Source organism: Methylocaldum sp. (assembly GCF_035627495.1).
Taxonomy (GTDB): domain Bacteria; phylum Pseudomonadota; class Gammaproteobacteria; order Methylococcales; family Methylococcaceae; genus Methylocaldum.
The window spans coordinates 60,693-87,400 of sequence record NZ_DASPLO010000218.1 but is presented as its reverse complement, the minus strand read 5'-3'; the positions used below and the strand labels follow the sequence as shown (position 1 = coordinate 87,400).

Genomic DNA, 26,708 nt, shown 5'->3' with positions numbered 1-26,708 from the left:
ACGAAGGGGCATTTTAACCGATGCGGCAAAGCGTCTTACAATTCGTGTTTTTGAAAGTGCGACATGACGATGCATCAACCGAGGGTCAGCCGGCGCATGAGCGCGGTGCAACAGCCCATCATTCCCGTCGTTGCCGAGCTAATCCGCCGCCATCCGGGGACGATTTCGCTCGGGCAGGGTGTGGTGTTTTACGGTCCGCCGCCCACGGCGAGCGAAGCGATCCGGGATTTCTTCGTGAAACCGGAAAATCAGAAGTACGGTCCGGCTCAGGGCATTCCTCGGCTGCTCGAGTTGATCGAACGTAAGTTGGCGGCGGAGAACGGGATTGCCTCCGGCACGGGACGACGCATCGTGGTAACGGCCGGCGGCAACATGGGCTTTCTCAATGCCCTGTTCGCCATCGCCGATCCGGGCGACGAAGTCATCCTGCCTTTGCCTTATTATTTCAACCAGGAAATGGCGATCCGGATGCTCAATTGCACGCCGGTGTTCGTGTCCACGGACGAGAACTATCAACTGCGGCCCGATCTCATCCGAGCCGCCGTTACCGATAGGACGCGGGCGATCGTCACGATCTCGCCGAACAATCCCAGCGGGGCGGTTTATTCGGAAGACGCTTTGCGGGCAGTCAACGCCATTTGCCGCGAACAGGGGATTTACCATATCAGCGACGAAGCCTACGAGTATTTCACCTACGGCGGCGCGAAGCATTTTTCGCCGGTCTCCGGGCAAGGTTCGGAGCCGCACACCATATCGCTGTTCTCGCTCTCCAAAGCCTACGGTTTCGCGAGCTGGCGCATCGGCTACATGGTGATTCCCGAGCATCTGTACGAAGCGGTGCTGAAGGCCCAAGACACCAACCTCATCTGCGCGCCCTTAATTTCGCAGTACGCCGCGGCCGGCGCGCTCGAAACGGGTTCCGCCTATTGCCGCGAGAGGCTGGCGACCATCGGCCGGGTTCGCGATATCGTTTTGGACGAATTACAGAGCCTGGCCGATATCTGCCGCGTTCCGGAAGCCCAGGGCGCTTTCTACATTCTGCTGAAGATCGATACCGATCTTGATTCGATGACGCTCGCGGAACGGCTGATCCGGGAACACAAAGTGGCCGTCATTCCCGGCACGGCATTCGGACTGGAAAAGGGCTGTTATCTGCGGGTTGCCTACGGAGCCCTGGAACCCGAGACGGCCGCAGAGGGAATGAGACGGCTTGTATGGGGAGTGCGGGCGATTGTCGGCGTGTGAAGACGGCTGTAAGTTAACCGGTGCCGGTTTAGAGGTTCGTTTGACGATCGTTCCGGCTCAGGAACCATTCGACGAAATGGTCGGCCGGTACGGGTCTCGAGATGTGGTAACCCTGTACCTCAGCGCAATCGTTCGCCGCAACCAGGGCCAGCTCCGAATTGCTTTCGATGCCCTCCGCAATGATATCCAGCCCCAGGTTTTTTCCGAGCGCCACGATCGCGCGCACAATGGCAAGGTTCGCCGGAACCTTGTCGATATTGCGGATGAACGACTGGTCGATCTTGAGCCGGTCCAAGGAAAATTCTCTTAAGTAACTGAGACTCGAATATCCCGTGCCGAAATCGTCGATGGCAAGCCTTACTCCCAAGTGCCTAAGCTGGGCCAGAGAATCGATCGTCGAAGGAGCGTCGCCCATGACGACACCCTCGGTGAGCTCCAGTTCGAGGCATTCGGGTTTTATCCCGGTTTCCTCGACAATTTTTTGTACCAACTGGTGGAAGTCCTTCTGGCGGAACTGAACGGCCGAAATATTGACGGCGACCCGTATTGGGGGAAGTCCCTGATTTTTCCAGTCGATATGTTGCCGACAGGCTTCCCGAAGCACCCATTCACCAATGGGCACGATGAGTCCGGTTTCCTCAGCGATCGGGATGAATTTGGCGGGAGAAACAAGTCCCAATTGCGGGTGGTGCCAACGGATCAGGACTTCCACTCCTACGATTTCGCCTGTGACTGCGTTGCATTGAGGCTGGTAGTGGAGCGCGAATTCATTGCGCTCAAGCGCTAAACGCAGCCCTGCTTCAATCGTCAATCGCTCGAGCACGCCACTGTCCATCGTTTCATCGTATACGAGACAGCGGCCACGATAGCTTTCTTTGGCCTTGTACATGGCCGCATCCGCCTTGCGAATCAATCCCTCCGGCGACGCGTCGTGGTCGGGATAGAGCGATATGCCGATGCTCGATGTGATGTGCAGGTCGTTCCCGAGAATCGAGAACGGTCTGCTCAATGCGGATGCCAAGTTTTCGGCGACCAAGATGGAATCCGATATCCCCTTGATATTTTCGAGAATAATCGTGAACTCGTCCCCGCTTAAACGAGCCACGGTATCGCACTTGCGAATGCAGGACACGAGCTGTTCGGCTACCCCTCGGAGGAGCAAGTCGCCGCTCGGGTGTCCAAAGGTATCGTTGATGAATTTGAAGCGGTCGAGGTCAATAAAAAGCAACGCGAGGACACGCCCGCCTCTCTGTGCATTCAAACACGCCCTCTGCAAGCGGTCTTCGAACAGCAAACGGTTCGGAAGTCCCGTGAGCTGGTCGAAATGAGCGAGATAATAGAGATGAGCCTGCTTTCGTCGGGTGATCTCGTCAAGGAGATCGTGGCCCGTGCCCATCCCGGCGTATAAGCCGTTTTGGGTGATGATGTACCCGTTCACCATGTGGCGCATTCCGGCATCGATGATGATTCCGGCCAGATCGTCAATGCCGGTGTGGACGTCGATGACGATGGGGTTGGGGTCCATGAATTCACGAATCGTTTTCTTGTGATTCAAATCACGCGCAAAAGGGTGGATAAAGATTTCGACCAAGGACTGCCGGTCGATGACTCCCACGGGAACGAAGTGCTCGTTGACTATGGCGACCGAATAAAGCCCCTGATCCTTGATGAACATACTCAGCACGTCCAAGCAGCCGGCATCCTGAGGCAATGGCGGCACGTACTTTAGAAGACAGGCCACCGTCCCTTGCTGAATAACGTCCGAGACGTCCATATCCGGAAATCTCTGTCCCAGATATTCGTGTACTACCGGAAAGGGATTCATCGGACTCATGGGATTGTCTCGCTGAGATATAAACGCAAAATAGCCTCGGATTTCAGGTTGATCCGACGCGGGGCGGCAAATCCGTCTAAGAATCTATCCCGGTAGGCCGTTCGACCTGAACCTGTGGAAGGGTTGGCCGCTCGGGATGGTTTCTAAGTGTCGAGGCTGCCCGCCCAACGATAGCGTCAGACCTTGAACAACCCGGTTACACGGTTCATGGAACCGGCGGTCAGCGACAAGTCGCGGGCCGCTTGAGCGGACCGGGTCGCGCCCTCCGCGGTGGAGTTGCAGATGCGTCCGATGGCGACGATGTTTCGATTGATGTCGCCGACGACTGCCGTTTGTTGCTCGGCGGCGCTGGCGACCTGAGTATTCATATCGGTGAGCTGGCCGATCATCTCGGTGATTCGCGCCAGGGCTTCACCCGCCTTGCCGGCCTCGATTACGGTTACTGCCATTTGATTACGGCCGTCCTCCATCGCCTGGACCGCGGATTTCGCTTCCGCTTGAAGCTGTTCGATGGTGGCTTGAATCTCGGCGGTCGATTGCTGGGTTTTGCTTGCCAGGCTTCGGACTTCTTCGGCGACGACGGCAAAGCCGCGTCCCGATTCGCCGGCTCGCGCGGCTTCGATGGCGGCGTTAAGGGCCAGCAAGTTGGTTTGATCGGCGATATGGCGTATCACGTCCAAAACGGCGCCGATGCGTTCGGTCTGTTGCTCCAAGGTGCCGACGACTTCGGTAGCTTTACCCATATTGCTAGCCAAAGCGTCGATCGCTGCCGTCGCCCGGTCTACGGTCTGCTTGGCATCCCGCGTTTCTTGGTTCGTCTCCTGAACGGCCTCAGCCGTGATATGCGCCGTGCGCGCGACCTCCTGAATCGCGACCGTGATCTGTTCTACGGCCGCAACCAAATGGTGTATTCCACCCTGCTGTTGCTGGACACCTTGTCTCGCAGAATCGCTGACTTCCAGCAAGTGTTTGGATTCTTCGGTGATTTTCTCGCTGCATTCCAGCAGTTGGTGCAAGGTGTCCTGGAGCTTGGCCGCAAAGCGGTTAAAGCTGGCGGCAATCGAGGCGACTTCGTTTCGGCCTTGATCATTCAGGCGAATGGTTAAGTCACTGGTGCCTCGGCTAATGGCCGCGAAATGGTCGGCGACCTTCCGCAAGGGCAGATAAACGCCTCGGTACAGGTAGATACAAGAAAGTATCGACAAGACCAAAGTCGCGAGTCCAAAGGCCATCAGCATCGTCAGCGTTTTTTCCTTCGACCGGTCGGCTTCGGCGCTGGCCTCGTTCGCCGCGTTTTCGATCATGCCGGACAAGGCCGTGAGTTTGGTCTCGATTTCCCGGAACGTGCCCAGAAAATCGGGAGGAAGATTACGGTGCGTCTCCGCATCGGATAATGCCTTCGAAACCAGCAGATTGGCGTCAAACTCGTAGAGATCGAGCAGAGGCTTGACCGCATCCAGTTCGCGTACGGCCGCTTCGGGAAGATTGTAGGTGCTCAGCGACGAGACGTACTGCCGCAGTTGCTCGGTATTTTCCCGCAGCGCTTTCGGAATAGCTTCGCGCTCTTCCGATGTCGCGTTCGGATCCAGCAATAAGGCACGGCTCACCACGCCGAACAACCCGTGATGCAGTCGATCCGCCTCGGCACTGCTTTTCAGTGCCTGTATCTTTAAGTGCAACTTAGCGACGCTGTCGGACTGTACCAGCAGCCCCCAACAGGCGAGCCCGGTAATTAGAGCGACACACAAAAAACTGACGATGGCAGAGAGAAAAATTTTTTGCTTGAAAGTCATGAACGAGACGTTTAGGTAAAACAGTGCTGCTGGACGCCAGTGGAAGGGTCGATGAAATATGTCACGAAATTGTGACAATTTTGGGAAATGCCGGGCATGGCGGCAGCCTGGCCACGCTGACCGCAAGGCGCGCGCAGGGTTCGAGCTAATCCGCTTTCATCAGATAGCCGTAAGATCCGGCCATTAGATGCAGAAGCGTTGTATCGCTCTTAACGGAAAGTGCCGGAGTCGGACGGGAAATACCGGGGTTCTTTCACAAACAGGCACACCCGAAATTCACGCTTTAACGGCTTTGGCCTTATCCTATGGCACATTTTTAAGCCATTTGGCTCGGCTATTTCGGATAGGAGAGCAATGAGAAAAATAACAGAACGAAGGTCGAGTATTCAGAGCTCGATAACTTGGCTCTTGGTGGCGCTGATCGGGGCGGCGGCGCTGGGCGGCATCGCCTTGAACCGGGGGGAAAGCGTCAACAGCCTGTGGTTCGTGACGGCCGCGGTTTGCGTCTATGCCTTGGGATATCGCTTCTACAGCGCTTTCGTCGCGGCCAAGGTTTTGGGCCTGGACGGCACGCGGGCGACACCGGCGGAGCGCTTAAACGACGGGCGCGATTTCGTGCCCACCAATCGTTGGGTTGTATTCGGACATCACTTCGCCGCCATCGCCGGCCCCGGGCCTTTAATCGGCCCGACCCTCGCGGCGCAGTTCGGTTATCTGCCCGGCACTCTGTGGATTTTGATCGGGGCCGTCATCGGCGGCTGCGTGCAGGATTTCGTGATTCTTTTCTGTTCGATCCGGCGCGACGGGCGCTCGCTCGGCCAGATGGCGCGCGACGAGCTCGGTCCCATCGGCGGCAACGCGGCGCTGCTGGGCGTCATGTGCATCATGATCATCCTTATCGCGGTGCTGGGCCTGGTGGTGGTAAACGCCATGAAGCATAGTCCCTGGGCCACGTCCACGGTGGGCGCGACCATTCCCATCGCCATGCTCATCGGCGTCTACATGAGCAAGCTACGGCCTGGACGGGTAATCGAGGCGACGGTGCTCGGGGTCGGATTGCTGCTGTTTTCGGTTTGGGGCGGCGGTGTCGTCGACGGCATGGCGGGCTTCCGTGACTGGTTCGACTACGACGGCCCGCAACTGGCGCTGATGGTTATCGCCTACGGCTTCGCCGCGGCCGTGTTGCCCGTATGGCTGCTTCTGGCTCCGCGCGACTACCTGTCCACATTTATGAAACTGGGAACGATCGGGGCTTTGGCGGTGGCCATTGTCATCCTTCATCCCGAAGTGAAAATGCCGGCCCTGACCCGGTTCGTCGACGGCACCGGCCCCATTTTCGGCGGCAAGCTGTTCCCGTTCGTTTTCATCACCATCGCTTGCGGCGCCATTTCCGGCTTTCACTCGCTGATCTCGTCGGGCACCACGCCCAAGCTCCTGGCCAATGAGGCCGACGCCCGTTTCATCGGCTATGGGGCGATGATGATGGAATCCTTCGTGGCCATCATGGCCATGGTGGCGGCGACGGTGCTCGATCCCGGCGTCTATTTCGCTATCAACAGCCCGGCGGGCGTGGTAGGGAAGGAGGCGGCGGAGGCGGCCGCGAAGATTACCGCCTGGGGCTTTCCCGTAACCGTTGGACAAATGTACGCACTGGCACAGCAAATGGGAGAATCCACCCTGTTCGCCCGCACCGGCGGCGCACCATCCTTGGCGGTCGGCATGGCCAGCCTTTTCGCCAGCGCTTTCGGGCAAGGGCTTTTGTCCTTGTGGTACCACTTCGCCATCATGTTCGAGGCACTGTTCATTCTCACGACCTTGGACGCTGGCACCCGCGTCGCCCGCTTCATGTTGCAGGACGTGCTGGGCAATTGGGTGCCTTCGCTCGGGCGGACCTCCTGGTATCCGGGCGTAATTCTGACGTCCGGGCTAGTGGTGGCCGGTTGGGGTTATCTGCTCTACATCGGCGTCATCGACCCCTTGGGCGGCATCAACAGCTTGTGGCCCTTGTTCGGCATCGCCAACCAGATGCTGGCGGGGATCGCCCTCTGCGTGGCCACGACCATCCTGGTCAAAACGGGGAAGCTTCGTTTCGCTTGGGTGACCGGTATGCCGCTGGCGTGGCTCCTGATCGTCACCACCTCGGCCGCATGGGAGAAACTGTTCAGCCCGGAGCTTCGGATCGGCTTTCTGGCTCACGCCCGGGATTTAAGCGACAAGCTGGCGGCGGGCCTTTTGCCCGCGGATCAAGCCGCCAAGGCACCGCAGCTCATTTTCAACGATTATCTCGACGCCGGTTTGACCGCGCTGTTCCTGGCCGTCTCCTGGATCTTGGCCGCGGATACGCTGCGAGTCTGCGGGCTTATTCTGGCCAGGAAGCCCCATCCGCCGCTCAGCGAATCGCCGCACATCCCGAGCCGGCTGATCGAGGACTGGGTGAGGGATTGATGAAATGGGCGGCGGTTGGCCCAGAAAACCTCGGGTTGTCCGATGCGACAAAAGGAAGTCAGAGAAGCATAAGTTTTTACAGAAAGCATTCCTACACTCGTTACCCTGTCCTATCCGGAATAGGTGCTCATGGCGTTTGAAAACAGCTTCTTAGGGCGATCGGCCATGCGCATGGGCGACATTTTGTGGGATAGCATAGATAGGCTGGATGTTAGCCTGTGTTGCGATTGCAGTTCCGGTGCAATTTAGCCGATTGCCGATCTCCGTCGGATTTTGGGTTAAGCGGAGTTGAGAATATGAATGGCAGTATTTTGGTGGTGGACGACGAATCGTGCATCCGCGAGATGTTGGCCGAATATCTCGGCAAGCACGGATTTCAGGTTTGGCAGGCCGAATCGGCCGTAAAGGCGCGTGAACTTATCGGGAGGGAACCCATCGATCTTGCGGTGTTGGATATCACCATGCCGGGCGAAGATGGGCTGAGCCTCGCCCGCCATATTCGAGAAAACCATACCCTGGCCGTCATTATGCTTACCGCAGCCGACTCCTTGGTGGATCGAGTCGTCGGCTTGGAAATGGGGGCCGACGACTACCTCGCCAAACCGTGCGACCCCCGTGAGCTCGTGGCGCGGATCAAAAGCGTGCTGCGCCGTACCAAATCCTCGGTCAAAGAGCCGGACCCGCCTTCGGCAGCCGTACCGGCGCGAGTCGTACGGCTCGGCTGCTGTCGGTTGGATCTCGACAGTCATCGTCTGCTGGACGAGAACGGCCGGGAACTGCCCATCACGAACGGGGAATTCGACTTGCTGAAAGTTTTCGCCACTCATCCCAGTCGGGTGCTGTCGCGAGATCAGATTCTGGATCTGACCCGGAATCGTGAATGGGACCCTTTCGACCGCAGCGTCGATATTTGCGTAACGCGGGTGCGCAAGAAAATCGAACCGGATCCGGAACGGCCTCGCTTTATCAAAACCGTTCGCGGCGCAGGGTACCGCTTCGTGCCCGACGGCGAGTGAGGCGAGGGATTAACGAAATCCACCAAACCCGATTGCCTCGAAACAGTAGCCATCGCGACCATGCACATCTCCACATCGCTCACACGATCCACGCTTTATCGCATTGCCGCCGGGGTGACGGCCATCGTCGCCCTTTCGAGTGCCGTCCCGTATTACCTGATGTACCGGGAGATCGAGCAAGGAGCCCTGGCGCGGCTGACGGACTATGCCGTGCAACGAGCCCGCTACCACGAATCCCATTTCGCCTTCCTCAAGGGCTTGCATGAGGTCGTGCGCAAGGACTTTCTGGAGCGCTACACGGCGCCCCCTTCTCCTGATACCGAACGCCGTTTCGATGAGCTGATGAGCCGCTATCCGGACGGCGCACTGCGCAATAGCGAGAAATTCTCCGATGTGGAGCGCTATTCCAGCGGCTGGATTCACCGCCGGGTGCAGCCCGATACGGAGTTCAAGCGGCGCTGGATGCTGTTTTTCGATCTGTCCGAAAAATATAAGGGAATCTTTACCAGTCAATTCGCCAACTTCTACTTCACGCATCCCAGCGAGCCGGCGAACATGGGCTACGACGATCCCGAACGCTCCGGACACGTGCGCTGGGTGTACCAGACGCCAGCGGACTATGCGTTGGATCAACGCGAGTATTTTTTTCTGGCTGATGCCCAGCACAATCGCCAGCGCAAGACAGTTTGGGGAGGCACCTATTATGAGCCGGCCTATCGCAAGATTCTGGTCTCCGGCGTGACGCCCGTGTACCTGGGCGATGAGCATATCGCCAATATCGGCACCGATGACATTCTCGACGACCTGGAAGCCAGCATCCGCCAGTCGGACATTCCCGGCGCCAGTCATACCGTGTTCCGTGGCGATGGCCGGCTGATCATTGACCCGTCGTACATGGCACAGATCTCGGAAGGCTTTGAGGGGTTTAACATCCGTGACGCACACGACCGGCGGCTGGATGCATTGCTGAAGCTAGCTACCGAAGCGAGCGCGCTGCCACGTTCCGGGTTGGCGTCTGCAATCGACGAGTATTATGCGATCAGCCGGTTGCCCAGCACGGGATGGTATTTCGCTTCGACCCTACCGGGTACGCTAGTCCGTGCCCAGGCGTTCCGCTCGGCACAGTGGGTGTTCTGGAGCGGAATCGCGTCGCTGGCGTTCCTGCTCGTGATTTTGACCATTATCCTGCGACGCCAAATCGCTTATCCCCTGGGCCGGCTGCTGGGCGCCATCCGGAGCGTCGGCTCCGGCGAGGCGCCTGTCGTGGACGTGAACCGGCTGGAAAATCCGCGCAATGAAATCGGTCAACTGGCCGATGCGTTCAACGACATGGTCGCGAAGGTGTCGGAGCGGGACATTGCCCTGCGCGTTGAAAAGGAGCGTTTCCGTGCTCTGATCGAGCATGCCGCGGACATCATCAGCGTGGTCGATGCCGAGGGCGTGATCCGCTACGTGAGCCCTTCGGTGGAGCCGGTTCTGGGCTTTCCGCCGGCCCATTACATCGGCCAGACCATCTTTGCCATCGTGCATCCCGAAGATGTGGCAGTAGTCGCGCACGCCTATCGGACCGCGCTCGAGCACCCGGACGCGCCCATCGAACGCCTTGAGTACCGGCTCCGGCATGGCCGTGGCGAATGGCGGGTGTTCGAGGCCACCGGCCACCAACCAGCTGCAAAACCCCTCGGTGGAAGGCATCGTCGTCAACGCCCGCGACATCACCGAAGCCATCAAGGCGGAAGCCGAAATCGCCCGCCAGCGGGACAGCTTGTACCAGCGGGAAAAGCTCGCGGCCATGGGTTCCTTGCTGGCCGGGGTGGCGCACGAACTCAACAATCCTTTGTCCATCGTGGTGGGGCGAGCCATCATGCTGGAGGAAGACGCCCAAAACGAAACCACCCTCTCGGCCGCCCAGAAAATCCGCGCCGCCGCCGAACGCTGCGCCCGAATCGTCAAGACGTTTCTCGCGATGGCGCGTCAGCACACGCCGCAGCACACTGCGGTGCGGCTCAACCGCATCATCGAGGATTCCCTGGAAATCCTGAGCTATAGCCTCCGCACCGGCGGCATCGAGGTGGTCACGGCTCTGGCGTCGGACCTGCCGGAGATCGCCGCCGATGCCGACCAGTTGCACCAGGTCTTCATCAATCTCATTGTCAACGCGCAGCAGGCCTTGTCCGACCAGCCCGAACCCCGCCGCATCCGTATCAGTTCCTGCCACGACCCGTACACGAAAGCCATTTGGGTGGAGGTGGCGGACAACGGTCCCGGCGTTCCGGAAGCCATCCGCTCGCGGATCTTTGATCCCTACTTCACCACCAAGCCGGTCGGCAGCGGCACCGGGGTGGGCTTGGCGGTGAGTCTCGGTATTGTCGAAGCCCATGGCGGCAGCTTGAGCGTGTCTTGCCCACCCGAGGGCGGGGCGGTGTTCGTCGTTCGGCTGCCGGGGCACCGCGCCACGAGCCTCGAAGTCCACGGCGAAATCCCTGGACCGGAAGAGCCGTGCGCCGGCCGAAGACAGATTCTAATCGTCGACGACGAGCCGGAAGTGAGCGCCTTATTGGCGGACATCCTGGCGAACGACCGGCACCGCATCGATGTGGCGGAGACTGGTTAGGAGGCGCTGCGCCTGATGGCCGAAAAAGGCTGCTACGATGCGATCCTGAGCGATCTGCGCATGCCCGGGATGGACGGTCCGGCGCTGTATCGGGAAATCGAACGCCGCTGGCCGGAATTGGCGCGCAGAGTCATCTTCGTCACCGGTGATACCTTGAGCTCGAACGTGCAGATGTTCTTGGAAACTACCCGGTGCCCGGTAATCGAAAAACCGTTTGTTCCGACCGAAGTACGGCAGAAAGTCGCCCAATTGGAGGACACTGGGAACGCTGTTCAATGAGAACCCGTCGTTCCCCCGGTCCGTGACGCGGGTGTCCATGCTCCGCCCGGAGCACACTGATGTGAGCGGCCTTTTTCCTCGGACGAATCGATGGCCGCTTCGGCGTGCGATATCCACAGACACAAAAGACACTTGGTTTTTCATTCAATTTTCCTGTGCCCGGAAAAGCGTCGGGCCGGTTTCGGGCTTCTGGTACTGCTGCTGGCGCTGTCGGCGGTCGCAAGCGAACTTCCCTCCGGCACGCCCCCGCTCTACAACCTGAGTGCCCATGTCGATCTAGTGTCCAGTTACGTCGTTCGCGGCTTTACCACGACTTACTTCAATGGAGAGCCTTTGGGCAACGAGTTCGCCGATGCGCCGGAATCCGAAGATCCGGTTTTGCAATGGGGCGCCGATTTGAAACTATCCAGCGGCTGGTATCTGGGCTACTTCGGTTCCATGATCAACTACTCCTATCTGCGCCTGGGCCAGGCCTACTCGAACCGGAGCATCAGCGTATTCGACGACGAGAAATCGATAGAGCACGATATTTATGGCGGCTATGAACTGCCGCTGGGGGATTTCACGGTCATAGGGGGCTTGACCGGGTATCTTTACACCAACAGCCGCCACGCCGAGACCCTGGAAAGCAGAGTCGGCATCGGCTACGGCGACTTCAGCCTGTTCTCGCAAACGCTGATGAACGATTCCCTTCTGGGAAACGCGGGTGACACCTATTGGACCCTCAACTATCGCCGGGTTCTGCCCTGGAATCTGAACTTTAACGCCACCCTCGGCTGGTTCAGCTTTCGCCGCGAAGGAAAGTTTTACGGGACGCGGGATACCTACTTGGAGACCGATTGCCCTCCAGGCAGCGCCATGAGCGTCACCGGGTGTTATTCCGGCAAATTGCCCGTCAGCAATACCTTCGGCCATGTCATTCTGCAGGTGAGTTATCTGATTCCCAAGCTGCCGGTGTCGCTGGGTGTGACCGGCATTTTGGGCGGATACAACCGCTTCGGCGCTGCGCAGGAGAACGAAGTCATCGGATCGATCAGCCTGTACTACGAATGAATCAATCCCTAGCGACGGCTTCGATTTTCGCTGGCCGATGGAAGCCGCCGCAGATTTGATTCCATTCGGCATTCAAGTGAACATTTATTGTAGGGTGGGTTAGCAAAGCGTAACCCACCGAGCGACCTCGAATCGGTGGGTTACGGCCTTCCGGCCTAACCCACCCTACGAAAATTAATATTGAAAGCGATTTGGAATAAAACCATTCCACGGGTGTAGCGGCTTTTTGCCGTTAGCAGAGACGGAAAGCCCGCGGCCGACGACGCCGGCTCAGCGCCATCCCCACGGCGCCGAGTCCGACGAGAGGTATAACTCCGGGCTCGGGAACCGTCGTTTCGATTTCTTCGCCATCGGTTCTGAAGTCGAGGAGGGAATATAAGGCTTCGTCCATCACGGTCGTATTGCCGATAAACAAATCCAGGCGCACGACGTCTTTGAGGGCATTCGGAACGGCGCTGAAATCGGAAAAGGCGAAAGCGTACGTGCCGGGGGCCGCTATCGTTCGGCTGATGTACTGGCCGAACATCGAAGAGCCGATCTGCGAATACAAGGCGATGCCCAGGGTCGTGGATTGAGTCGCGGCACCCACAGTGACCAGGAACGAGCTTCCGCCGTCGGCGGTCAGGTCGGCATGCAGGGCCAACCCGCCGCCATAGGTCAACTGCAGATAGCCGCTCACGCTGGGATTTGCGTCGGGTGTCGCCACCGTGTCGATATACACGCCGTCATCGCCGGGACTCCCGGTATTGAGGGTGATGCCGACCGTGCCGATCCCACCGTTCTGTACCACTTGTGCCCAACGCGCACCGCCGAGGACATCGGACGTGGGCAAGCCAGTTTCGATGCTTATAGGATCATTGACTTGGTCGGCGACGAGACTGAAACCGCCCTGCTCGAAGTTATCGATGATTAATGCCTGCGCCGGTGCCGACATCAGAGCCAGGCCGCTTAGAAGAGCCGGTGCTGATAACCGGTGGATGAATAAGCTGACTGATTCGGTACATTTGCTGTAGTTCATGATACGAGCTCCAATGGAAATCTTTTGCCGGGGATGCGACGAATACCGGAATCCGCGTCTCGTTAGAGCATTTTTAACCGGGGTTTTAGCGGTGTGGATCGGGTAGGTAGTAGGTCGGCAATCCCTTGCCGACGAAGCCGCTTTCCCGACCTACTATCCCCTGGACCGCTAAACCAAACCGGAAAATGCGCTAGCGATAGGGGCCGGCAGCGAGTGCTGCCGGCCATTCCGGTTTGTTCGTTAGGGAGCGGCTATTGTGCGTTGTACCGCCGGAAGGAAGATGCCGCTGGTCTTGCCGGTCGAGCTGTCGATCAGGGTCATCGAAGCGGCTATCGCCGGAGTTGCGGCGCCAATTTCATTCACAGCATCCGGATTGCCGGTGTAAACCATGATACGCATCTGGCGCCGATCCAAGGTTGAGGCCGGTCGAAAATGAAAATCCTGTTTCTTGCTCTGGCCCGGCTCCAGGAAGCCGGTTCCGTCGGTTTCGAAGAGGCGACGCGGGAGGCCGGTTTCGGGATCTTGTAAAACGGCGACGACATGGTACTGAACCGGCCTGTCCGTGACGTTCACCAGGTTCAAGCGTGCCGACTGCGCTCCGGCGAGCACGTCGACCACGGCGAAATTGAGCTCCCATGGCCGGTCTCCCAACTCGGATGGGCTGAAAGCGAACGCATTGCCCGAGGCCGCGAGGTTGGCCGCCAAGGCGGAAGCAATAACGAGAGTCTTTAATGTGAGTTTCATGGATGTCTCCTCCGTAAAAGTTTCTTGAACGCTTGAATAGCCATCCGCCTCTGAATCGGCGGACTGGGGCTTATTACGAAGGAAGAGTGTTTCTGGCTGATTTCCAAAAATGCCCTTTTTGTTTCATTTGTAACAGCGCATTGACTCGTGGTGGCTGGGCGCCGCCGGTGTCTTCGCGAAGGCCGATGCAGCCGATGAACGGGCATCGTGATCGGCGGGTGAAAACAGGCTTGTTATGTGATCCGGCGGTCGGCCAAGGGTCGCCCTCGTCGAAAACGGCAGCGACGCCGTGGATTGAGCGATGTCGGTTCAGGCCTTTGCGATGCAATTGCGGCCTTTTCCCTTGGCGGCATATAGCCCCCGGTCTGCCAGTTCCAGCAGGTCCCGCGCCGTCCAGGACAAACGCCCCGGAACGGAGGTGGCGCAGCCGATGCTGACGGTGACGATGGGTGTGGTTCGGGAGGCCGCGTGGGGCAAGGCCAAGGCAGCGACCCGGCTGCGCAACTGCTCGGCGACTTCCAGAGCCCCCGGCTCGCCGGTGTCCGGCAATAACGCGGCGAATTCCTCGCCGCCGTAGCGCGCCAGCATGTCGCCCGGCCGCACCAGAACGCCGGCCATGGCGGTAGCCAGCTCCTGCAAGCAGCGGTCGCCCGCGCCGTGGCCGTAGTGATCGTTGTAGGCCTTGAAGTCGTCCACATCGATCATCAGCATCGAAATCGGTCTCCGGTCCCTGGCACCGCGCGCCCATTCCGTTTCCATCGCTTCCTCCAGACGCCGCCGGTTGGCCAAGCTAGTCAGGGGATCGCGGCAGGCGAGGGTCTCCATGAAATCCACCTTCCGCTTCAGGCGGACTTGGTTGCGTATTCTGGAGAGAACTAGGGGAGGCTGAAACGGCTTGGCGACGTAGTCGACGGCGCCGAGTTCAAAACCCCGCAATTCGTCGGTGCTGCGGCACATGCTGGTGAGGAAAATGACGGCAATGTCCCGCGTGGACTCATCGGCCTTTAGCCGCCGGCAAACTTCGAGCCCGTCGATGCCCGGCATGGAGACGTCCAGAAGGGCCAGGTCCGGTTTTGGCGAAGCGGCAGCCAAAGCCAGCGCCGAGCGGCCGTCGTTGGCGACTTTGATGCGAAACTCCTTGCCCAGCGTTTCTTCCAGCATTTCCGTCATGTCGGCCATATCGTCGGCGATCAGGATAACCGGGGTATCGGGCTGCGGGTCCTTTTCCCCCGCTTCCCGGGCGACGGCGGCGATGCTATGCGGATCGGCGCCGGCCCCTCTGCCTGGCCTGGAATCGTCGGGGATGGGCCGGCACATCACGGACCCTCCTGCCTTTTCACCCATACCGAAAAAGGAAGGACGGAACCGTTCCCTCCCCGCGCCTGAGCCGACGAATAGGCGACGCTGGCGCGGAGAAAGACTCGGGACATATCGGCAGAGAAGAGGGTCTCCGGCCGCTTGTCGACGTGAGATGAGAATACTTTTGCCCGGTGTTTCATAGGTGACTCAAGGTTGCGGTTTGCGGGTGATGGGGAGCTCTCTCCATTGGACCATTGCTGCGGCGGGCGGCGGGGAGAATGAGGCAATGCTCGCCTTCGGGATCGACGATCCAGGCGTAGGGCCGGTCGCCCAGCAGTCGGGCGATGAGCTCCGCCAGCGGAAGCCCGCTGAATTCCGCCGAGACGAGGCTGTCCGAACTTTCGACGGGCAGTTCTATCTGCAGCGGCACGAGCGGTGACAATCGACTCAGTACCTCCCGCAGGGGATGGCGATCGATCGATCCGGTGAAGAGCCCTTCCGCTAGACGAATCTCCAGACCCGGAGCCAGCGCCGCGCCATAGGCGGGACACAGGCTCGGGCAGGACGACCGAAGGATCAGGCGCGGCGGGCGGTAGGCGCCCGCCGGGTTTCGTGCCGATAGCGTCATGGTTTGTCTCCTCTTCGAAATGTTCTAAGGCGGATGCCGAAACGCTGTCCCGTGAATGAGCGCAAACTCGAAACGCCTACGCCGCGAGCGTTTAATACTCCGCCAAGGACGCGCCGCTGCGCACGCAGACGAAGCGGTAGTCGGCGTACGGTGAGCCTTTGCTCGTGCTGCCGGTTTCCAGATCGAGCCGCCAGATGTCGGCTGCCGCCGCACTGGTGGCGTTGATCACGGAAATCTTGTCCCAGGTGGCGGTCCAGTAGGCTACGTAGCCCAATCCGTTTTGCGGGGCCGAATTCACGAACGGATGCCCTTGCGGCAGCTTGGTGTCACCGTTCGTCACCGGAACGACGTTAGGATCGATCAGGCTCATCAGTTCGTGCAGATAGGGTAGCCGCCAGCCCTTGCGTCCCCCGACGCTGCTATTGGCGCAGGAGTCGCGGGCGGAGCTCCACTCGGTCGTCGCGTTCGGCCAGGTCTTGAACCAGACCAGTTGGGTTTCCTTGTCCAGCACCGCCGCATTGTTGAACTCGGACAGTATTACGAACCGCTGGGACGCCGAGCTGTATTTCTTGCCCCAGTCCCGCAGATCGAGCGCCTGCGCCTGTCCGGAAATGGCCGCGGCTACTGCGGCGGCGATCAAGGTTGTTTTGTTCATGGTTTAGCCTCCCGTGTCGATTGATAACTTGGATAACTCGCCCGCGCGCCGCGGGCTTGCGAGACACTATGGGGCCGGTTTGTTTCTGAAGGATTTCCGGAACCGCGGAGAATTGTTTCAATTGTTTCGACCGGGAAGGCGCCGCCGAAGTACTTGCAAGAAGGACATCGGCGATTTTCTGCGGACTTGATTAGCTGAGGCTTCGCGTCTCGAATAGCGCCCTTGAGCTCAAAGACGCCGCCACGGATCGATTCCGTCCAAGCGGCATTGACGCAGATAAAGTGCGATGTAGAGGGTGTCGAAAACGATGAAAGCTATGTAGGCATAGGCCAGAAAGGTGGAAGTCGGTGTCAGGAGGTACTGAGCGGGAATCAGCGCGACACTGCCGATCATTCGCGATAGTGCGATATAGACCGACTGCCCTTGGACGCTTTGCCGACGCACCAGAAGGTACGGAAAAGAGACGGAGATCAGCAGTTGATCCCCCCACCCGGTGTAATTGCCGTGCCAGTCCTGAAACTCGAAAGTGATGGCCAGGATGCCCGCGAATATGGTGACCAGCGCCAGGCCGAATGCCGGCAGGAACCAATTTTGCGGCAACGCGGACGGAAACTCCTTTCGACCGAAACGCAAGTACTGGTAAGCGATCACGAGGTCGATCAAAAACCAGATACCGTTCGCATAGTTCAGCGGCGGATCGTCCGGCAGAAGAAACGCGAAGATGAATTCGTAGGAGAGATTGGTGCAAAGAGGCAGCAACGGCATGCCGTAGGCGCGGTCTTTGAATGCGCGGCGAATGATGAGCAGATAAGCGCCGCTCCACAGACCCAAACAGGCGATAGAGGAGGCGTTGTAGACGAGCTGTTCCGTCGGATTCATGATTTTGCTCCTTGCCGCTCAGCCGAAGGACGACATGACCCCGAGTCCGAGCAGAGCGCAGGGCAGCCACAGCGCAAACTCGGCGTCGATGGCGGCGTCGCCGGGAAGACCACCCGTCCCCATCAGTTTTGCGCCGTGGTGAAGAACGCCCGATACGTACCCGTGCACCGATGCTAGCCCGGTCGTCCACACCGGAATCCAACCGGCCGCCGCAAATGTGATCAGCCAAACGAGAGCCGTGACGTTGACGAGCTTGAGCAGCCGCAAGGTATTGGAGACGCCGAACATCAACGGCAGCGTGGCCACGCTTTCCAAGCGGTCCCGTTCCAGGTCCTTGAAGTCGCAATACACGGTGTTCACGAACATCGACAAAAACATGTAGCCAGAGAAGAACAGGGTGAGGGACGGCTGATGTCCATCGATGAAGCGGTCCGCGTAGACCATCAGCAGTCCCCAGAAAAAAGCGGTGTAGAACGCCTTGATCCCCGGAATGTCCTTGAGCCGCCGATAGCGGAAGGCGCCGCGGGTGAGGACGCCGAACCATGGCGTTCCGTAGAGGACCACCGCCAGAGGGAATGAAAAGAGCAGCAATGTCGCAACCGGGTCAGCCTTAATTGCGGTCATCGCTCCCGCACCGGCGAAGGCGGCGACCCCGAGCGCGGAAAAGAGCTGCTTTCGGCGCGCCAAGCTTAGGCTGCGTTCTGAAGCTTGTCCGTCCTCGAAACGGCCAACGTCCGCGAGATGGTCGATCAGATAGCTGGCGTAAACCAGCAGGAATGCGGCGGCGGCCAACGGAAGCGAAACCTGCTCGCTCGCGGCCAGGGCAACCACCGAAACCGCACTCGCGGCGCCGATGGGCAACACTACACCTGAACGGGCTAGCCATTCGAATGCGTCAAGCAGGATTTGCCCGAAGCGGGCGAGCCTCGACAAGGGCTTGCGCGTCTCGGGTGCCACCATCGCTGCGGAAAATACGCAGTTTAGGGCAAAGGTCGGTGCGAACTTGTTCATAGCGTTCCTCCTCGGTAGATGCCGGCGTCACGGATCCGGCGGATTGATCGGTTCGTTGCGAGCCGAGTGCTCCAATGGCTCTTGCGTTCCGCAAACGTGGCGCTATTTCAGAGGAGGAACGTTTCTGAAGGATTTCTCGAAGACAGAGATTTGTTTCGGTTGTGGCCCAATTGTTTCGGCTTTGTTTCCGGCGGGAGCCGCCTCAGTGGCCGATGCCCGTATCCGGCCATGATCGGAAAATAACGGGCGCGGGGGACCACGTCACGAGCGAGGGCGCCTTTGCGGAGCGACGAGGGAGCAGTTAGGTGGAGAGTGAGAGACTCGGTTGGCCTTTCTGGCGCGTCTTCAGTCAGCGTCTGGGGCAGGCGCAGTTCCTGGCGGGAAACCTCATGTTCCTATGAGATATGCCATATCGCCGGCGGATTTAACCAAATGACAATTTGTTCTTTATTTTAAAGATAGTGTTCTTGATATAGTGGCTGCCGATGTATTTAAGCCATGCTGACAGAGCAGCGGGAAGCCAGTGCGTCCGAGAGGATTACTGGCTTTTTATTTATTGAGCCGTTTGAGGTGATGGCGAACCCTTGCGTTCTTTGCAACATGGCTTTCAAGAGGTGATTCAACTTCAACGGCAAAGCGGTGATGAATACTTTGTCTTTCAGGCCATGATCGCGATGCAAAAGGCATCCGGGCCGGTCTAACCGCTTTTCCGGCAGCAATTCCTTCAAGAGACAATCCAGTGAGCAAGCCCAGCGGCCCTTTGACCCCACAACAATGGGAAATCTTGAAACGCTTGGCGGAAGAGCTCGCGCCCGAGCAGAGACTTTGGGCGAGCGGTTATCTGGCGGGATTTGGTGACGCCGCGCAAAAACTTACTCAATCGCCATCGCTCCAATCCGTGGAACCGCAACCAGGGGTCACGGTGCTTTTTGGCTCGCAGACCGGAAACGCCGAAAAACTCGCCAAAGCGCTCCATGCCCAGTTACGGCAAAGCGGCATCGCGGCGCGGCTGGAGGCCATGGGCAGTTACAGGAGCGCCCGACTCAAACGCGACCGTTGCCTTCTCGTGATCGTGAGCACCCATGGCGAGGGTGATCCTCCCGACAATGCCCGACCGTTTTATGAATTCCTGCACGGCAAGAAAGCGCCCAAGCTGGAAGGTTTGCAGTTTTCCGTCCTGGCTCTCGGCGATACGAGCTACGAATACTTCTGCAAGACCGGGCGCGATTTCGACAGCCGGCTGGAGGAGTTGGGCGCTGCCCGCCTTTATCCCCGTGCCGACTGCGATGTGGATTACGAGGAAGCGGCGGAAAGCTGGATGGAAGGCGTCTTGGCGGCCCTGGCCCAATCCCGGGAATCGCGGGTAGAGCTATCGATACCGGCTGCAGTCGATCAGGTATCCGCCTATTCCAAGAAACGCCCATTCCCGGCGACCGTGCTGGACAACGTCCGCTTGACGGGACGGGGTTCCACCAAGGACGTGCGGCATGTCGAACTCTCGATCGCGGATTCCGGTTTGCGCTACGAGCCGGGCGATTCTCTGGGCGTGGTTCCCACAAATTGGCCGGAACGGGCGGCCGATCTTATCGATAGCATCGGCCTCACTCCGAGCGCAACCGTTCCCGGTTCCGACGGCGTCGAAACTACTCTGGAAGAAGCGCTCCTGCACCATTACGAGATCACCACGCTCACCCGCCCCTTTTTGGAAAAGTACGCAGAGCTGTCCGGTTCCCGTGAATTGGGCGAGTTTCTCAAAGAGGAGAACCGGTCGCTCCTTCGGAATTTCCTGTATGGCCGCGAAATCATTGATGTGGTGCGGAGTTATCCGGTGCCGGGCATCACGGCCGGCCAATTCGTCGCCTTGCTGCGGAAACTTCCGCCCCGGCTCTATTCCATCGCGTCGAGCCATAACGCCAATCCAGACGAGGTGCACCTCACCGTGGGCGTGGTGCGCTACGAGAGTCACGGATCCGAGCGCCAGGGAGTCGCTTCCACCTTTCTGGCCGAGCGGGTGGCGGAGGAGGGACGAGTGCCGGTATACATCGACAGCAATCCCAATTTTCGGCTACCCGAGGACCCGGACACGCCGATCGTCATGGTCGGACCGGGTACGGGCGTGGCGCCTTTCCGTGCCTTTCTGGCGGATCGGGAGATTATGGGGGCTAGAGGCAAGAACTGGCTGTTCTTCGGCGACCGGAACTTTCACACCGACTTTCTGTATCAGCGGGAGTGGCTCGACCATCGGAAGAACGGTCTCTTGAGCCGGATCGACGTGGCATTTTCGCGTGACGACGACAACAAGATCTACGTGCAGCACCGGATGCTCGAACAAAGCCGCGAACTCTACGCCTGGCTGGAGGAGGGGGCCTATTTCTATGTCTGCGGCGATGCTCAGCGGATGGCATCGGACGTTCACGAGGCTTTGGTCTCCGTCGTGGCGAAAGAAGGGGGCTTCGGCCGTGAACGGGCCGAGGACTACGTCCGGAAACTACAGTCCTCGAAACGTTACCAGCGGGACGTGTACTGAGGAAGTCATTATGGGAGTCGAGCGCATGCAACCCAGTGAAGACGAAGCCCTCAAGGAGCGCAGCCGTTACCTGCGGGGCACGATAGAGGAAAGCCTGGCCGATCCGGCGACCGGCGCCGTGTCCCCGGAAGACAACAAGCTGCTCAAGTTCCACGGCACTTATCAGCAGGATGACCGGGACCTCCGCAACGAGCGCCAGAGACAGAAGCTGGAGCCGGCCTACGGCTTTATGATCCGCGTCAGGATGCCGGGCGGCGTCTGCACGCCCCGGCAATGGCTGCAGTTGGATGAGCTGGCCCGCCGGTATGCCCACGGTTCGCTGCGCATCACGACTCGCCAGACCTTCCAATTCCATGGCGTCGTGAAACGGCATCTCAAAGCCACCATCGCCGGCATCAACCATGCCTTGCTGGACACCATCGCCGCCTGCGGGGACGTCAACCGCAACGTGGTCTGCCACAACAATCCGTATCTTTCCCCGCTACACGAAGAAATTTACGACTGGAGCAAGCGCCTCGGCGCACACCTGCTTCCGAGGATGCGGGCCTACCACGAAATCTGGCTGGATGGGGAGCGCGTCGCCGGGACGCCGGCCGAGGAAGAACCCCTGTACGGCAAGCACTATCTGCCGCGGAAGTTCAAGATTGGCATCGCGCTGCCCCCGCACAACGATATCGATGTCTATGCCCAGGATCTGGGATTCATCGCTATCGCCGACCGCGATGCGCTGCTCGGGTTCAATGTGTCCGTGGGCGGCGGCATGGGTATGAGCCATAGCGAGCCTTCCACCTATCCGCGTCTGGGCGAAGTCATCGGTTTCTGCCGGCCCGATCGGCTCCTCGAAGTCGCCGAAAACGTGCTCAAGGTGCAGCGCGATTTCGGCGACCGGACGAATCGCAAACACGCGCGGCTGAAATACACCCTGGACGACCGCGGCACGGAATGGTTCAAGACCGAGTTGGAAGCCCGGCTCGGCTGGCGTCTCGAAGCCGCACGGCCTTTCCGCTTTGAAAGCACCGGCGACCGCTTCGGCTGGGTGTCGGACGGCCGGGGCCAGTGGCATCTGACCCTCGGCATTCTCAGCGGCCGCTTGAGGGACACGCCCGAGGTGGCGTGGCTGACGGCGTTACGCGAAATCGCCGCCCTCCACGAGGGCGACTTCCGGTTGACCGCCAACCAGAATCTGATCATCGCCAAGATCAACGAAGCCGCTAAGCCCAAAATCGAAGCCTTGCTCGACCGGCATCGGATTCCCGATCCCGGCAAGTGGAGCGGTTTAAGGCGGCACGCCCTGTCGTGCGTGGCTTTGCCCACCTGCGGCTTGGCCATGGCCGAGAGCGAACGCTGGCTGCCGACGCTCCTGACGCGACTGGAACCGATTTTGAGAAAAGCGGGATTGGAAAAAGATGCCATTAACCTTCGGGTCACCGGCTGTCCCAACGGCTGTGCGCGTCCTTATCTCGGCGAAATCGGTTTGGTGGGCAAGTCTCCGGGGAAGTACAACCTTTATCTGGGCGCGGGATTCGATGGCGGCCGCTTGAACACGCTGTACCGGGAAGGAATTTCGGAAGACGAGATCGTAGCCGCGCTTGGTCCTCTCATGGCTCACTATGCACGCGAACGGTGGGCGGGAGAGCCTTTCGGCGATTTCGTCATCCGCGCCGGTTATGTATCCGCAATTAAGGCGGGACGCGAATTTCACGGGGATCCTTAAATGGTCGGGACCCGCCGCTGCTCCGGGGACGGAAGACTTTTCCACAATCGCCGCCTCCAATAAAACCGTTTACGCTCTGTAACGACCCCAGGGTTCCGGCGGTCCGGTCAGCTTCGGGCTACCGACGGCACGGAAAGCACGGGAGAGCCAATCTTCGGTGCGCGCCGATACGCTCGTTCACACACCCCAACCACCACGCGGCTTCCGCCTCCAACCCATTTCTTCGCTTCGTAACATTCTGTTGACCTTTTGACAAAAATTTGCTTCCCTAGCAGCCCCCTGTTGTTGAAAACTAATCGGCCCTTATCGACATCGAGACAGGGTTTGTCTCCAAAACCGTTAATTTTTTTTGAACTCGCACCTTTTTGTTTCTCCTTATGGATGAAGCAGGCAACAAAACCGAATCCATCTTCCGTACGATTACGGAGAATACGCCCTATGCGCTGGCGCTGGTTGACCATGCCGGCAAGATCGTTCTGGTCAATGCCTATCTAGAGCAATTGTTCGGCTATTCCCAGGAAGAACTACTCGGGCGTTCGATCGACATCTTCATCCCCGAGCGGTTCAGGGTCGGACACGATGCGTATCGTCAAAGCTTTCACAATCGTCCCGAGAGAAAACCCATGGGCATGGGGCGGGACCTTTATGGTTTGCGCAAGAATGGCGAAGAAATTCCCATCGAAATCGCCTTGAGTCCAATACGGATTGACGGGGATCTTTGTGTACTGGCCGCCATAGCGGATATTACCCAGCGCAAACAGGCCGAAGAGGTTCTGCGGCAAAGCGAAGCGCGTTTAAATCTGGCTTTGAGCTCGGCGAGGGCGGGGACCTGGGATTGGGACATCCCTCGGGATAAAGTTACCTGGTCGGATGGGTCCTATCTTCTGCTCGGGCTCAAGCCGGGCGAATGCGAAGCCACCGCTGAGAATTGGTTCAATAGGGTACATCCCGATGACCGTGCGGCCGTAAAAGAGACCGTGGATTCGGTGATCAAGCGGTTCATGGCTCAGCGGACGCAGGATATGTTCAATCTGGAATACCGCGTGTTGCATGCCGACGGCAGCATTCGGTGGGTCAACGACCGCGGCCAGATCTTGTACGGCCGGTACGGTCGTCCCGTCCGCATGATCGGCATCATGCTCGACGTGACCGAACACAAGGCGGCGGAGGAACGGCTCGCCGCGCAGGCGCAGGAGTTGGCGCGCTCCAATGCGGAGCTGCAGGAATTCGCCTATGTGGCTTCCCACGATCTTCAGGAGCCTTTGCGGGCGGTGGCCGGCTGCGTGGAAATCATTCGGCGGCGGTACCAGGGAAAGCTGGATACGCGCGCCGACGAGGTGATCACCCATGCGGTGGAAGGCGCCACGCGCATGCAGAACCTCATCAACGATCTCTTGGCGTATTCGCGTATCGGCTCCCGGGACCGGCCCTTCGAACCGACGGACTGCCGAAGCATCATCACTACGGTTTTGGCCAATCTCGAGGTCGCCATCAGAGAGAGCGGGGCCGAAGTAACCTATGACGATCTGCCTACGATCGTTGCGGACCCGGGTCAGCTCATCCAGTTGTTCCAGAACCTGATCAGTAACGCTGTCAAATTCCGCGGTGATCAAGTACCGTTGATCCATGTCGGCGTAACAAAGCAAAACAGCGAATGGGTTTTTACGGTCCGCGACAACGGTATCGGCATAGAACCCCATTATTTCGAACGGATATTCAGGATTTTTCAACGATTGCACGCACGGCACGACTATCCCGGCACCGGAATCGGTCTCGCCATTTGTAAAAGAGTCGTGGAGCGGCACGGCGGACGTATCTGGGTGGAATCCGAGCCCGGCTACGGCACTACCTTTTTCTTCACCTTTCCCACTCACCCAACCGAATCCAGAATGATCCGATGAAACCTGTCAATATCCTGCTGGTTGAAGATAGCCCTACCGATGTACTTCTCACTCAGGAAGCGCTCGAATCCGCGAAGCTGCTCACGGAGCTTTTCATCGTGGAAGACGGCGTCGAAGCGATCGCGTTCCTCCGGCGGGAGGGCAAATACGCCGATGCGCCACGTCCGGATTTGATTCTTTTGGATCTTAATCTGCCTAAGAAGGACGGTCGCGAGGTTCTCGCCGAAATCAAGAGCGATGCGAACCTGAAGATGATTCCGGTGGTGGTGATGACGGTTTCCAGGGCGGAGGAGGACATCCTTCGCGCGTATGGGCTACATGCCAATTGCTATATCACCAAGCCGGTTCATTTCGAGAGTTTTGTCAAAGTGGTTCAAGCTATCGAGAGTTTTTGGTTTACGGTGGTGAGCCTTCCTTCCCAGTAGTTCAACCTATGCAGCAGCACTATCGTGTCCTCTTGGTGGAGGACAGCCCGAGCGATGCGTTCCTGGTCGAAGAAGCCTTGGCCCAGGTCGGCGTGGTGCGTTTCGATTTGGATCGGGTCGCGCGGCTCAGCGAGGCCACCGAAATTTTGGGGCGGCAGCGGTTCGATGTGATCCTTTTGGATCTCAATCTACCCGATGCCGAGGGCATCGATACGCTGCTGAAAATCCGCGATCTGGCGAGTTCCGTTCCTATTATCGTTTGTACCGGCCTGGACAACGAAGCCGTCGGATTCCGCCTGATTCAGGAAGGGGCTCAGGATTATGTCATCAAGGGACAGTTCCAGGGCAACCTGCTTATCCGGTCCATCCGCTACGCCATAGAGCGCAAACGAACCGAGGAAGCTTTAAAAGAAGCCGATCGCCGCAAGGATGAGTTCCTCGCGATGCTGTCCCACGAACTGCGCAACCCGCTTGCCCCCATCCGCAATGCGGTCGAAGTCTTGAAACAAGCGGATGTGACGCCGTTTCACGTGGATTGGGCACGGGGCATTATCGATCGCCAGTTGACCCAACTCACGCGCTTGGTCGACGATCTCCTCGACATATCACGCCTAACCTGTGGCAAGGTAACGCTCAAGCGCGAATCCCTGGAACTCACGACTTCCGTTTTCCAAGCTGTCGAAGCGAGCCGTCCGCTCATCGAGGCTAACCGGCATGAATTGCTTCTTCGGCTATCGTCCAACCCCGTTTGGGTGGAAGCCGATTTCGCTCGATTGACGCAGGTATTTTCCAATCTTTTGGACAATGCGGCGAAATATACGGAAGAAGGCGGACTTATCCGGTTGTCGGTCGAAACGGACGGCGCCAGAGCAGTGATACGGGTGCAGGATAACGGAACGGGTATTTCGCCTTTGAATCTTCCGCACATTTTCGACTTGTTCACCCAGGAGCCGCGTTCCCTTGACCGGGCACAAGGCGGCTTAGGCATCGGTTTGAGCCTGGTGAAGCGATTGGTGGAGATGCATGGCGGAGAAGTGGAAGCCCATAGCGCCGGAACCGGCACGGGCAGCGAATTCGTGGTGCGGCTGCCGCTGCTTGATCTTGATATAGATGCGTCCGAACAGGTTCCACCGCAGCAAGCGTCCGAAGATACGGTCTCGAATTATCACGTACTGGTTGCAGATGCCGATATCGAATCGGCTCGAAGCACCGTCGAACTGTTGAAACTGTGGGGATATGAAGCGCGTGCCGTGCACGAAGGCCGGCAGGTGCTGCCGACAGTCCGTGAACGGCGGCCCGAAGCGGTGCTCGTAACCATACGCCCACCCGAGATGGATGGCTACGAGCTGGCCCGGTGTCTTCGCCAAGAATATGGTCACCAATGCCCCAAGCTCATTGCCGTTACCGAGTGCGGGCATGCCAACGAACTTCGATGGATGCACGAAGCAAGATTCGATCATCATCTCTTCAAACCCGTGGACCATAAGGGGCTCAAAGCGCTTTTGGATTATTCCAGCAGAGCCCACTCGCAGAATATTCCCTGTTTCAGCCGCCACCTATTCACGAAATCATCGTAGAGAGTGGTGTAGATGCAACCGTTCACTCCCTTTCGTTGAAAGTGAGGCGGG

Annotated in this window: 21 protein-coding genes and 2 pseudogenes; 13 read left to right on the top strand and 10 right to left on the bottom strand. The window is 58.8% G+C overall.

Going from position 1 to position 26,708, the window contains the following annotated elements:
• Positions 1-63 precede the first annotated feature (63 nt).
• Positions 64-1,245 (top strand): pyridoxal phosphate-dependent aminotransferase, encoded by a 1,182-nt coding sequence (locus VEB01_RS22020; RefSeq protein ID WP_324879293.1) that lies wholly within the window; start codon positions 64-66, stop codon positions 1,243-1,245.
• Positions 1,246-1,273: 28 nt separating this feature from the next.
• Here VEB01_RS22020 and VEB01_RS22015 read toward each other — a convergent pair whose 3' ends face one another.
• Positions 1,274-3,079, bottom strand: coding sequence for a putative bifunctional diguanylate cyclase/phosphodiesterase (locus VEB01_RS22015; RefSeq protein WP_324879291.1), 1,806 nt, complete (start codon positions 3,077-3,079; stop codon positions 1,274-1,276).
• Positions 3,080-3,255: 176 nt separating this feature from the next.
• Complete coding sequence (locus VEB01_RS22010; RefSeq protein WP_324879289.1) at positions 3,256-4,872, bottom strand: methyl-accepting chemotaxis protein; 1,617 nt, start codon at positions 4,870-4,872, stop codon at positions 3,256-3,258.
• A gap of 354 nt (positions 4,873-5,226) precedes the next feature.
• Here VEB01_RS22010 and VEB01_RS22005 point away from each other — a divergent pair, with 354 nt between their 5' ends.
• The 7 genes and pseudogenes from VEB01_RS22005 to VEB01_RS21980 all read left to right on the top strand — a co-directional run bounded on the left by VEB01_RS22005 (position 5,227) and on the right by VEB01_RS21980 (position 12,279).
• Positions 5,227-7,317, top strand: a complete 2,091-nt coding sequence (locus VEB01_RS22005) for a carbon starvation CstA family protein (protein WP_324879287.1) — start codon at positions 5,227-5,229, stop codon at positions 7,315-7,317.
• Positions 7,318-7,613: 296 nt separating this feature from the next.
• Positions 7,614-8,333 carry a response regulator gene (locus VEB01_RS22000; protein ID WP_324879285.1) on the top strand — a complete coding sequence of 240 codons (720 nt, stop codon included), beginning with the start codon at positions 7,614-7,616 and terminating at the stop codon, positions 8,331-8,333.
• A 60-nt stretch (positions 8,334-8,393) separates the two neighbouring features.
• A pseudogene (locus VEB01_RS21995) lies at positions 8,394-9,980 on the top strand (PAS domain S-box protein); the annotation flags it as partial.
• A pseudogene (locus tag VEB01_RS23200) lies at positions 9,955-10,251 on the top strand (histidine kinase dimerization/phospho-acceptor domain-containing protein); the annotation flags it as partial. The pseudogenes VEB01_RS21995 and VEB01_RS23200, both read left to right, overlap by 26 nt.
• A gap of 48 nt (positions 10,252-10,299) precedes the next feature.
• Positions 10,300-10,947, top strand: a complete 648-nt coding sequence (locus tag VEB01_RS21990; protein WP_324879282.1) for a sensor histidine kinase — start codon at positions 10,300-10,302, stop codon at positions 10,945-10,947.
• Positions 10,948-10,962: 15 nt separating this feature from the next.
• Entirely contained in the window at positions 10,963-11,226 is a 264-nt protein-coding gene (locus tag VEB01_RS21985; RefSeq protein ID WP_324879280.1) for a response regulator, read from the top strand.
• A 132-nt stretch (positions 11,227-11,358) separates the two neighbouring features.
• Positions 11,359-12,279, top strand: a complete 921-nt coding sequence (locus VEB01_RS21980; protein WP_324879278.1) for a TorF family putative porin — start codon at positions 11,359-11,361, stop codon at positions 12,277-12,279.
• Between the two features lie 232 nt (positions 12,280-12,511).
• On the opposite strand, the gene VEB01_RS21975 is transcribed toward VEB01_RS21980, so the two are convergent.
• The 8 genes from VEB01_RS21975 to VEB01_RS21940 all read right to left on the bottom strand — a co-directional run bounded on the left by VEB01_RS21975 (position 12,512) and on the right by VEB01_RS21940 (position 19,241).
• Positions 12,512-13,297, bottom strand: coding sequence for a PEP-CTERM sorting domain-containing protein (locus tag VEB01_RS21975; RefSeq protein WP_324879277.1), 786 nt, complete (start codon positions 13,295-13,297; stop codon positions 12,512-12,514).
• Between the two features lie 240 nt (positions 13,298-13,537).
• Positions 13,538-14,041 carry a hypothetical protein gene (locus tag VEB01_RS21970; protein WP_324879275.1) on the bottom strand — a complete coding sequence of 168 codons (504 nt, stop codon included), beginning with the start codon at positions 14,039-14,041 and terminating at the stop codon, positions 13,538-13,540.
• Between the two features lie 309 nt (positions 14,042-14,350).
• Entirely contained in the window at positions 14,351-15,358 is a 1,008-nt protein-coding gene (locus VEB01_RS21965) for a diguanylate cyclase (RefSeq protein WP_324879273.1), read from the bottom strand.
• A 178-nt stretch (positions 15,359-15,536) separates the two neighbouring features.
• Positions 15,537-15,968 carry a hypothetical protein gene (locus VEB01_RS21960; RefSeq protein ID WP_324879271.1) on the bottom strand — a complete coding sequence of 144 codons (432 nt, stop codon included), beginning with the start codon at positions 15,966-15,968 and terminating at the stop codon, positions 15,537-15,539.
• Between the two features lie 91 nt (positions 15,969-16,059).
• Complete coding sequence (locus VEB01_RS21955; RefSeq protein WP_324879269.1) at positions 16,060-16,623, bottom strand: Lcl C-terminal domain-containing protein; 564 nt, start codon at positions 16,621-16,623, stop codon at positions 16,060-16,062.
• A 228-nt stretch (positions 16,624-16,851) separates the two neighbouring features.
• Positions 16,852-17,502, bottom strand: coding sequence for a transmembrane-type terpene cyclase (locus VEB01_RS21950; protein ID WP_324879267.1), 651 nt, complete (start codon positions 17,500-17,502; stop codon positions 16,852-16,854).
• Between the two features lie 18 nt (positions 17,503-17,520).
• Positions 17,521-18,513, bottom strand: a complete 993-nt coding sequence (locus VEB01_RS21945; protein ID WP_324879265.1) for a UbiA prenyltransferase family protein — start codon at positions 18,511-18,513, stop codon at positions 17,521-17,523.
• Between the two features lie 491 nt (positions 18,514-19,004).
• Complete coding sequence (locus VEB01_RS21940) at positions 19,005-19,241, bottom strand: hypothetical protein (protein ID WP_324879263.1); 237 nt, start codon at positions 19,239-19,241, stop codon at positions 19,005-19,007.
• An 11-nt stretch (positions 19,242-19,252) separates the two neighbouring features.
• Here VEB01_RS21940 and VEB01_RS21935 point away from each other — a divergent pair, with 11 nt between their 5' ends.
• The 5 genes from VEB01_RS21935 (at position 19,253) to VEB01_RS21915 (ending at position 26,657) form a co-directional block, all read left to right on the top strand.
• Positions 19,253-21,040: an assimilatory sulfite reductase (NADPH) flavoprotein subunit gene (locus VEB01_RS21935; RefSeq protein ID WP_324879261.1), complete on the top strand. Its 1,788-nt coding sequence runs from the start codon at positions 19,253-19,255 to the stop codon at positions 21,038-21,040.
• Positions 21,041-21,065: 25 nt separating this feature from the next.
• A complete protein-coding gene (gene cysI, locus VEB01_RS21930) occupies positions 21,066-22,754 on the top strand; it encodes an assimilatory sulfite reductase (NADPH) hemoprotein subunit (protein ID WP_324879259.1) in 1,689 nt (562 codons plus the stop codon).
• Positions 22,755-23,131: 377 nt separating this feature from the next.
• Positions 23,132-24,655, top strand: coding sequence for a sensor histidine kinase (locus VEB01_RS21925; RefSeq protein ID WP_324879257.1), 1,524 nt, complete (start codon positions 23,132-23,134; stop codon positions 24,653-24,655).
• Entirely contained in the window at positions 24,652-25,080 is a 429-nt protein-coding gene (locus tag VEB01_RS21920) for a response regulator (protein WP_324879255.1), read from the top strand. The genes VEB01_RS21925 and VEB01_RS21920 overlap by 4 nt, the downstream gene beginning before the upstream one ends.
• 8 nt (positions 25,081-25,088) lie before the next feature.
• On the top strand, positions 25,089-26,657 hold the full coding sequence (locus VEB01_RS21915; protein WP_324879253.1) for an ATP-binding response regulator: 1,569 nt from the start codon (positions 25,089-25,091) through the stop codon (positions 26,655-26,657).
• Positions 26,658-26,708: the final 51 nt, after the last annotated feature.

Coding starts and splice junctions, on each gene's coding strand:
- VEB01_RS22020 (WP_324879293.1), top strand. CDS start 64: ATGACGATGCATCAACCGAGGGTCAGCCGGCGCATGAGCGCGGTGCAA.
- VEB01_RS22015 (WP_324879291.1), bottom strand. CDS start 3,079: ATGAGTCCGATGAATCCCTTTCCGGTAGTACACGAATATCTGGGACAG.
- VEB01_RS22010 (WP_324879289.1), bottom strand. CDS start 4,872: ATGACTTTCAAGCAAAAAATTTTTCTCTCTGCCATCGTCAGTTTTTTG.
- VEB01_RS22005 (WP_324879287.1), top strand. CDS start 5,227: ATGAGAAAAATAACAGAACGAAGGTCGAGTATTCAGAGCTCGATAACT.
- VEB01_RS22000 (WP_324879285.1), top strand. CDS start 7,614: ATGAATGGCAGTATTTTGGTGGTGGACGACGAATCGTGCATCCGCGAG.
- VEB01_RS21990 (WP_324879282.1), top strand. CDS start 10,300: ATGGCGCGTCAGCACACGCCGCAGCACACTGCGGTGCGGCTCAACCGC.
- VEB01_RS21985 (WP_324879280.1), top strand. CDS start 10,963: ATGGCCGAAAAAGGCTGCTACGATGCGATCCTGAGCGATCTGCGCATG.
- VEB01_RS21975 (WP_324879277.1), bottom strand. CDS start 13,297: ATGAACTACAGCAAATGTACCGAATCAGTCAGCTTATTCATCCACCGG.
- VEB01_RS21970 (WP_324879275.1), bottom strand. CDS start 14,041: ATGAAACTCACATTAAAGACTCTCGTTATTGCTTCCGCCTTGGCGGCC.
- VEB01_RS21965 (WP_324879273.1), bottom strand. CDS start 15,358: ATGTGCCGGCCCATCCCCGACGATTCCAGGCCAGGCAGAGGGGCCGGC.
- VEB01_RS21960 (WP_324879271.1), bottom strand. CDS start 15,968: ATGACGCTATCGGCACGAAACCCGGCGGGCGCCTACCGCCCGCCGCGC.
- VEB01_RS21955 (WP_324879269.1), bottom strand. CDS start 16,623: ATGAACAAAACAACCTTGATCGCCGCCGCAGTAGCCGCGGCCATTTCC.
- VEB01_RS21950 (WP_324879267.1), bottom strand. CDS start 17,502: ATGAATCCGACGGAACAGCTCGTCTACAACGCCTCCTCTATCGCCTGT.
- VEB01_RS21945 (WP_324879265.1), bottom strand. CDS start 18,513: ATGAACAAGTTCGCACCGACCTTTGCCCTAAACTGCGTATTTTCCGCA.
- cysI (WP_324879259.1), top strand. CDS start 21,066: ATGCAACCCAGTGAAGACGAAGCCCTCAAGGAGCGCAGCCGTTACCTG.
- VEB01_RS21925 (WP_324879257.1), top strand. CDS start 23,132: ATGGATGAAGCAGGCAACAAAACCGAATCCATCTTCCGTACGATTACG.
- VEB01_RS21920 (WP_324879255.1), top strand. CDS start 24,652: ATGAAACCTGTCAATATCCTGCTGGTTGAAGATAGCCCTACCGATGTA.
- VEB01_RS21915 (WP_324879253.1), top strand. CDS start 25,089: ATGCAGCAGCACTATCGTGTCCTCTTGGTGGAGGACAGCCCGAGCGAT.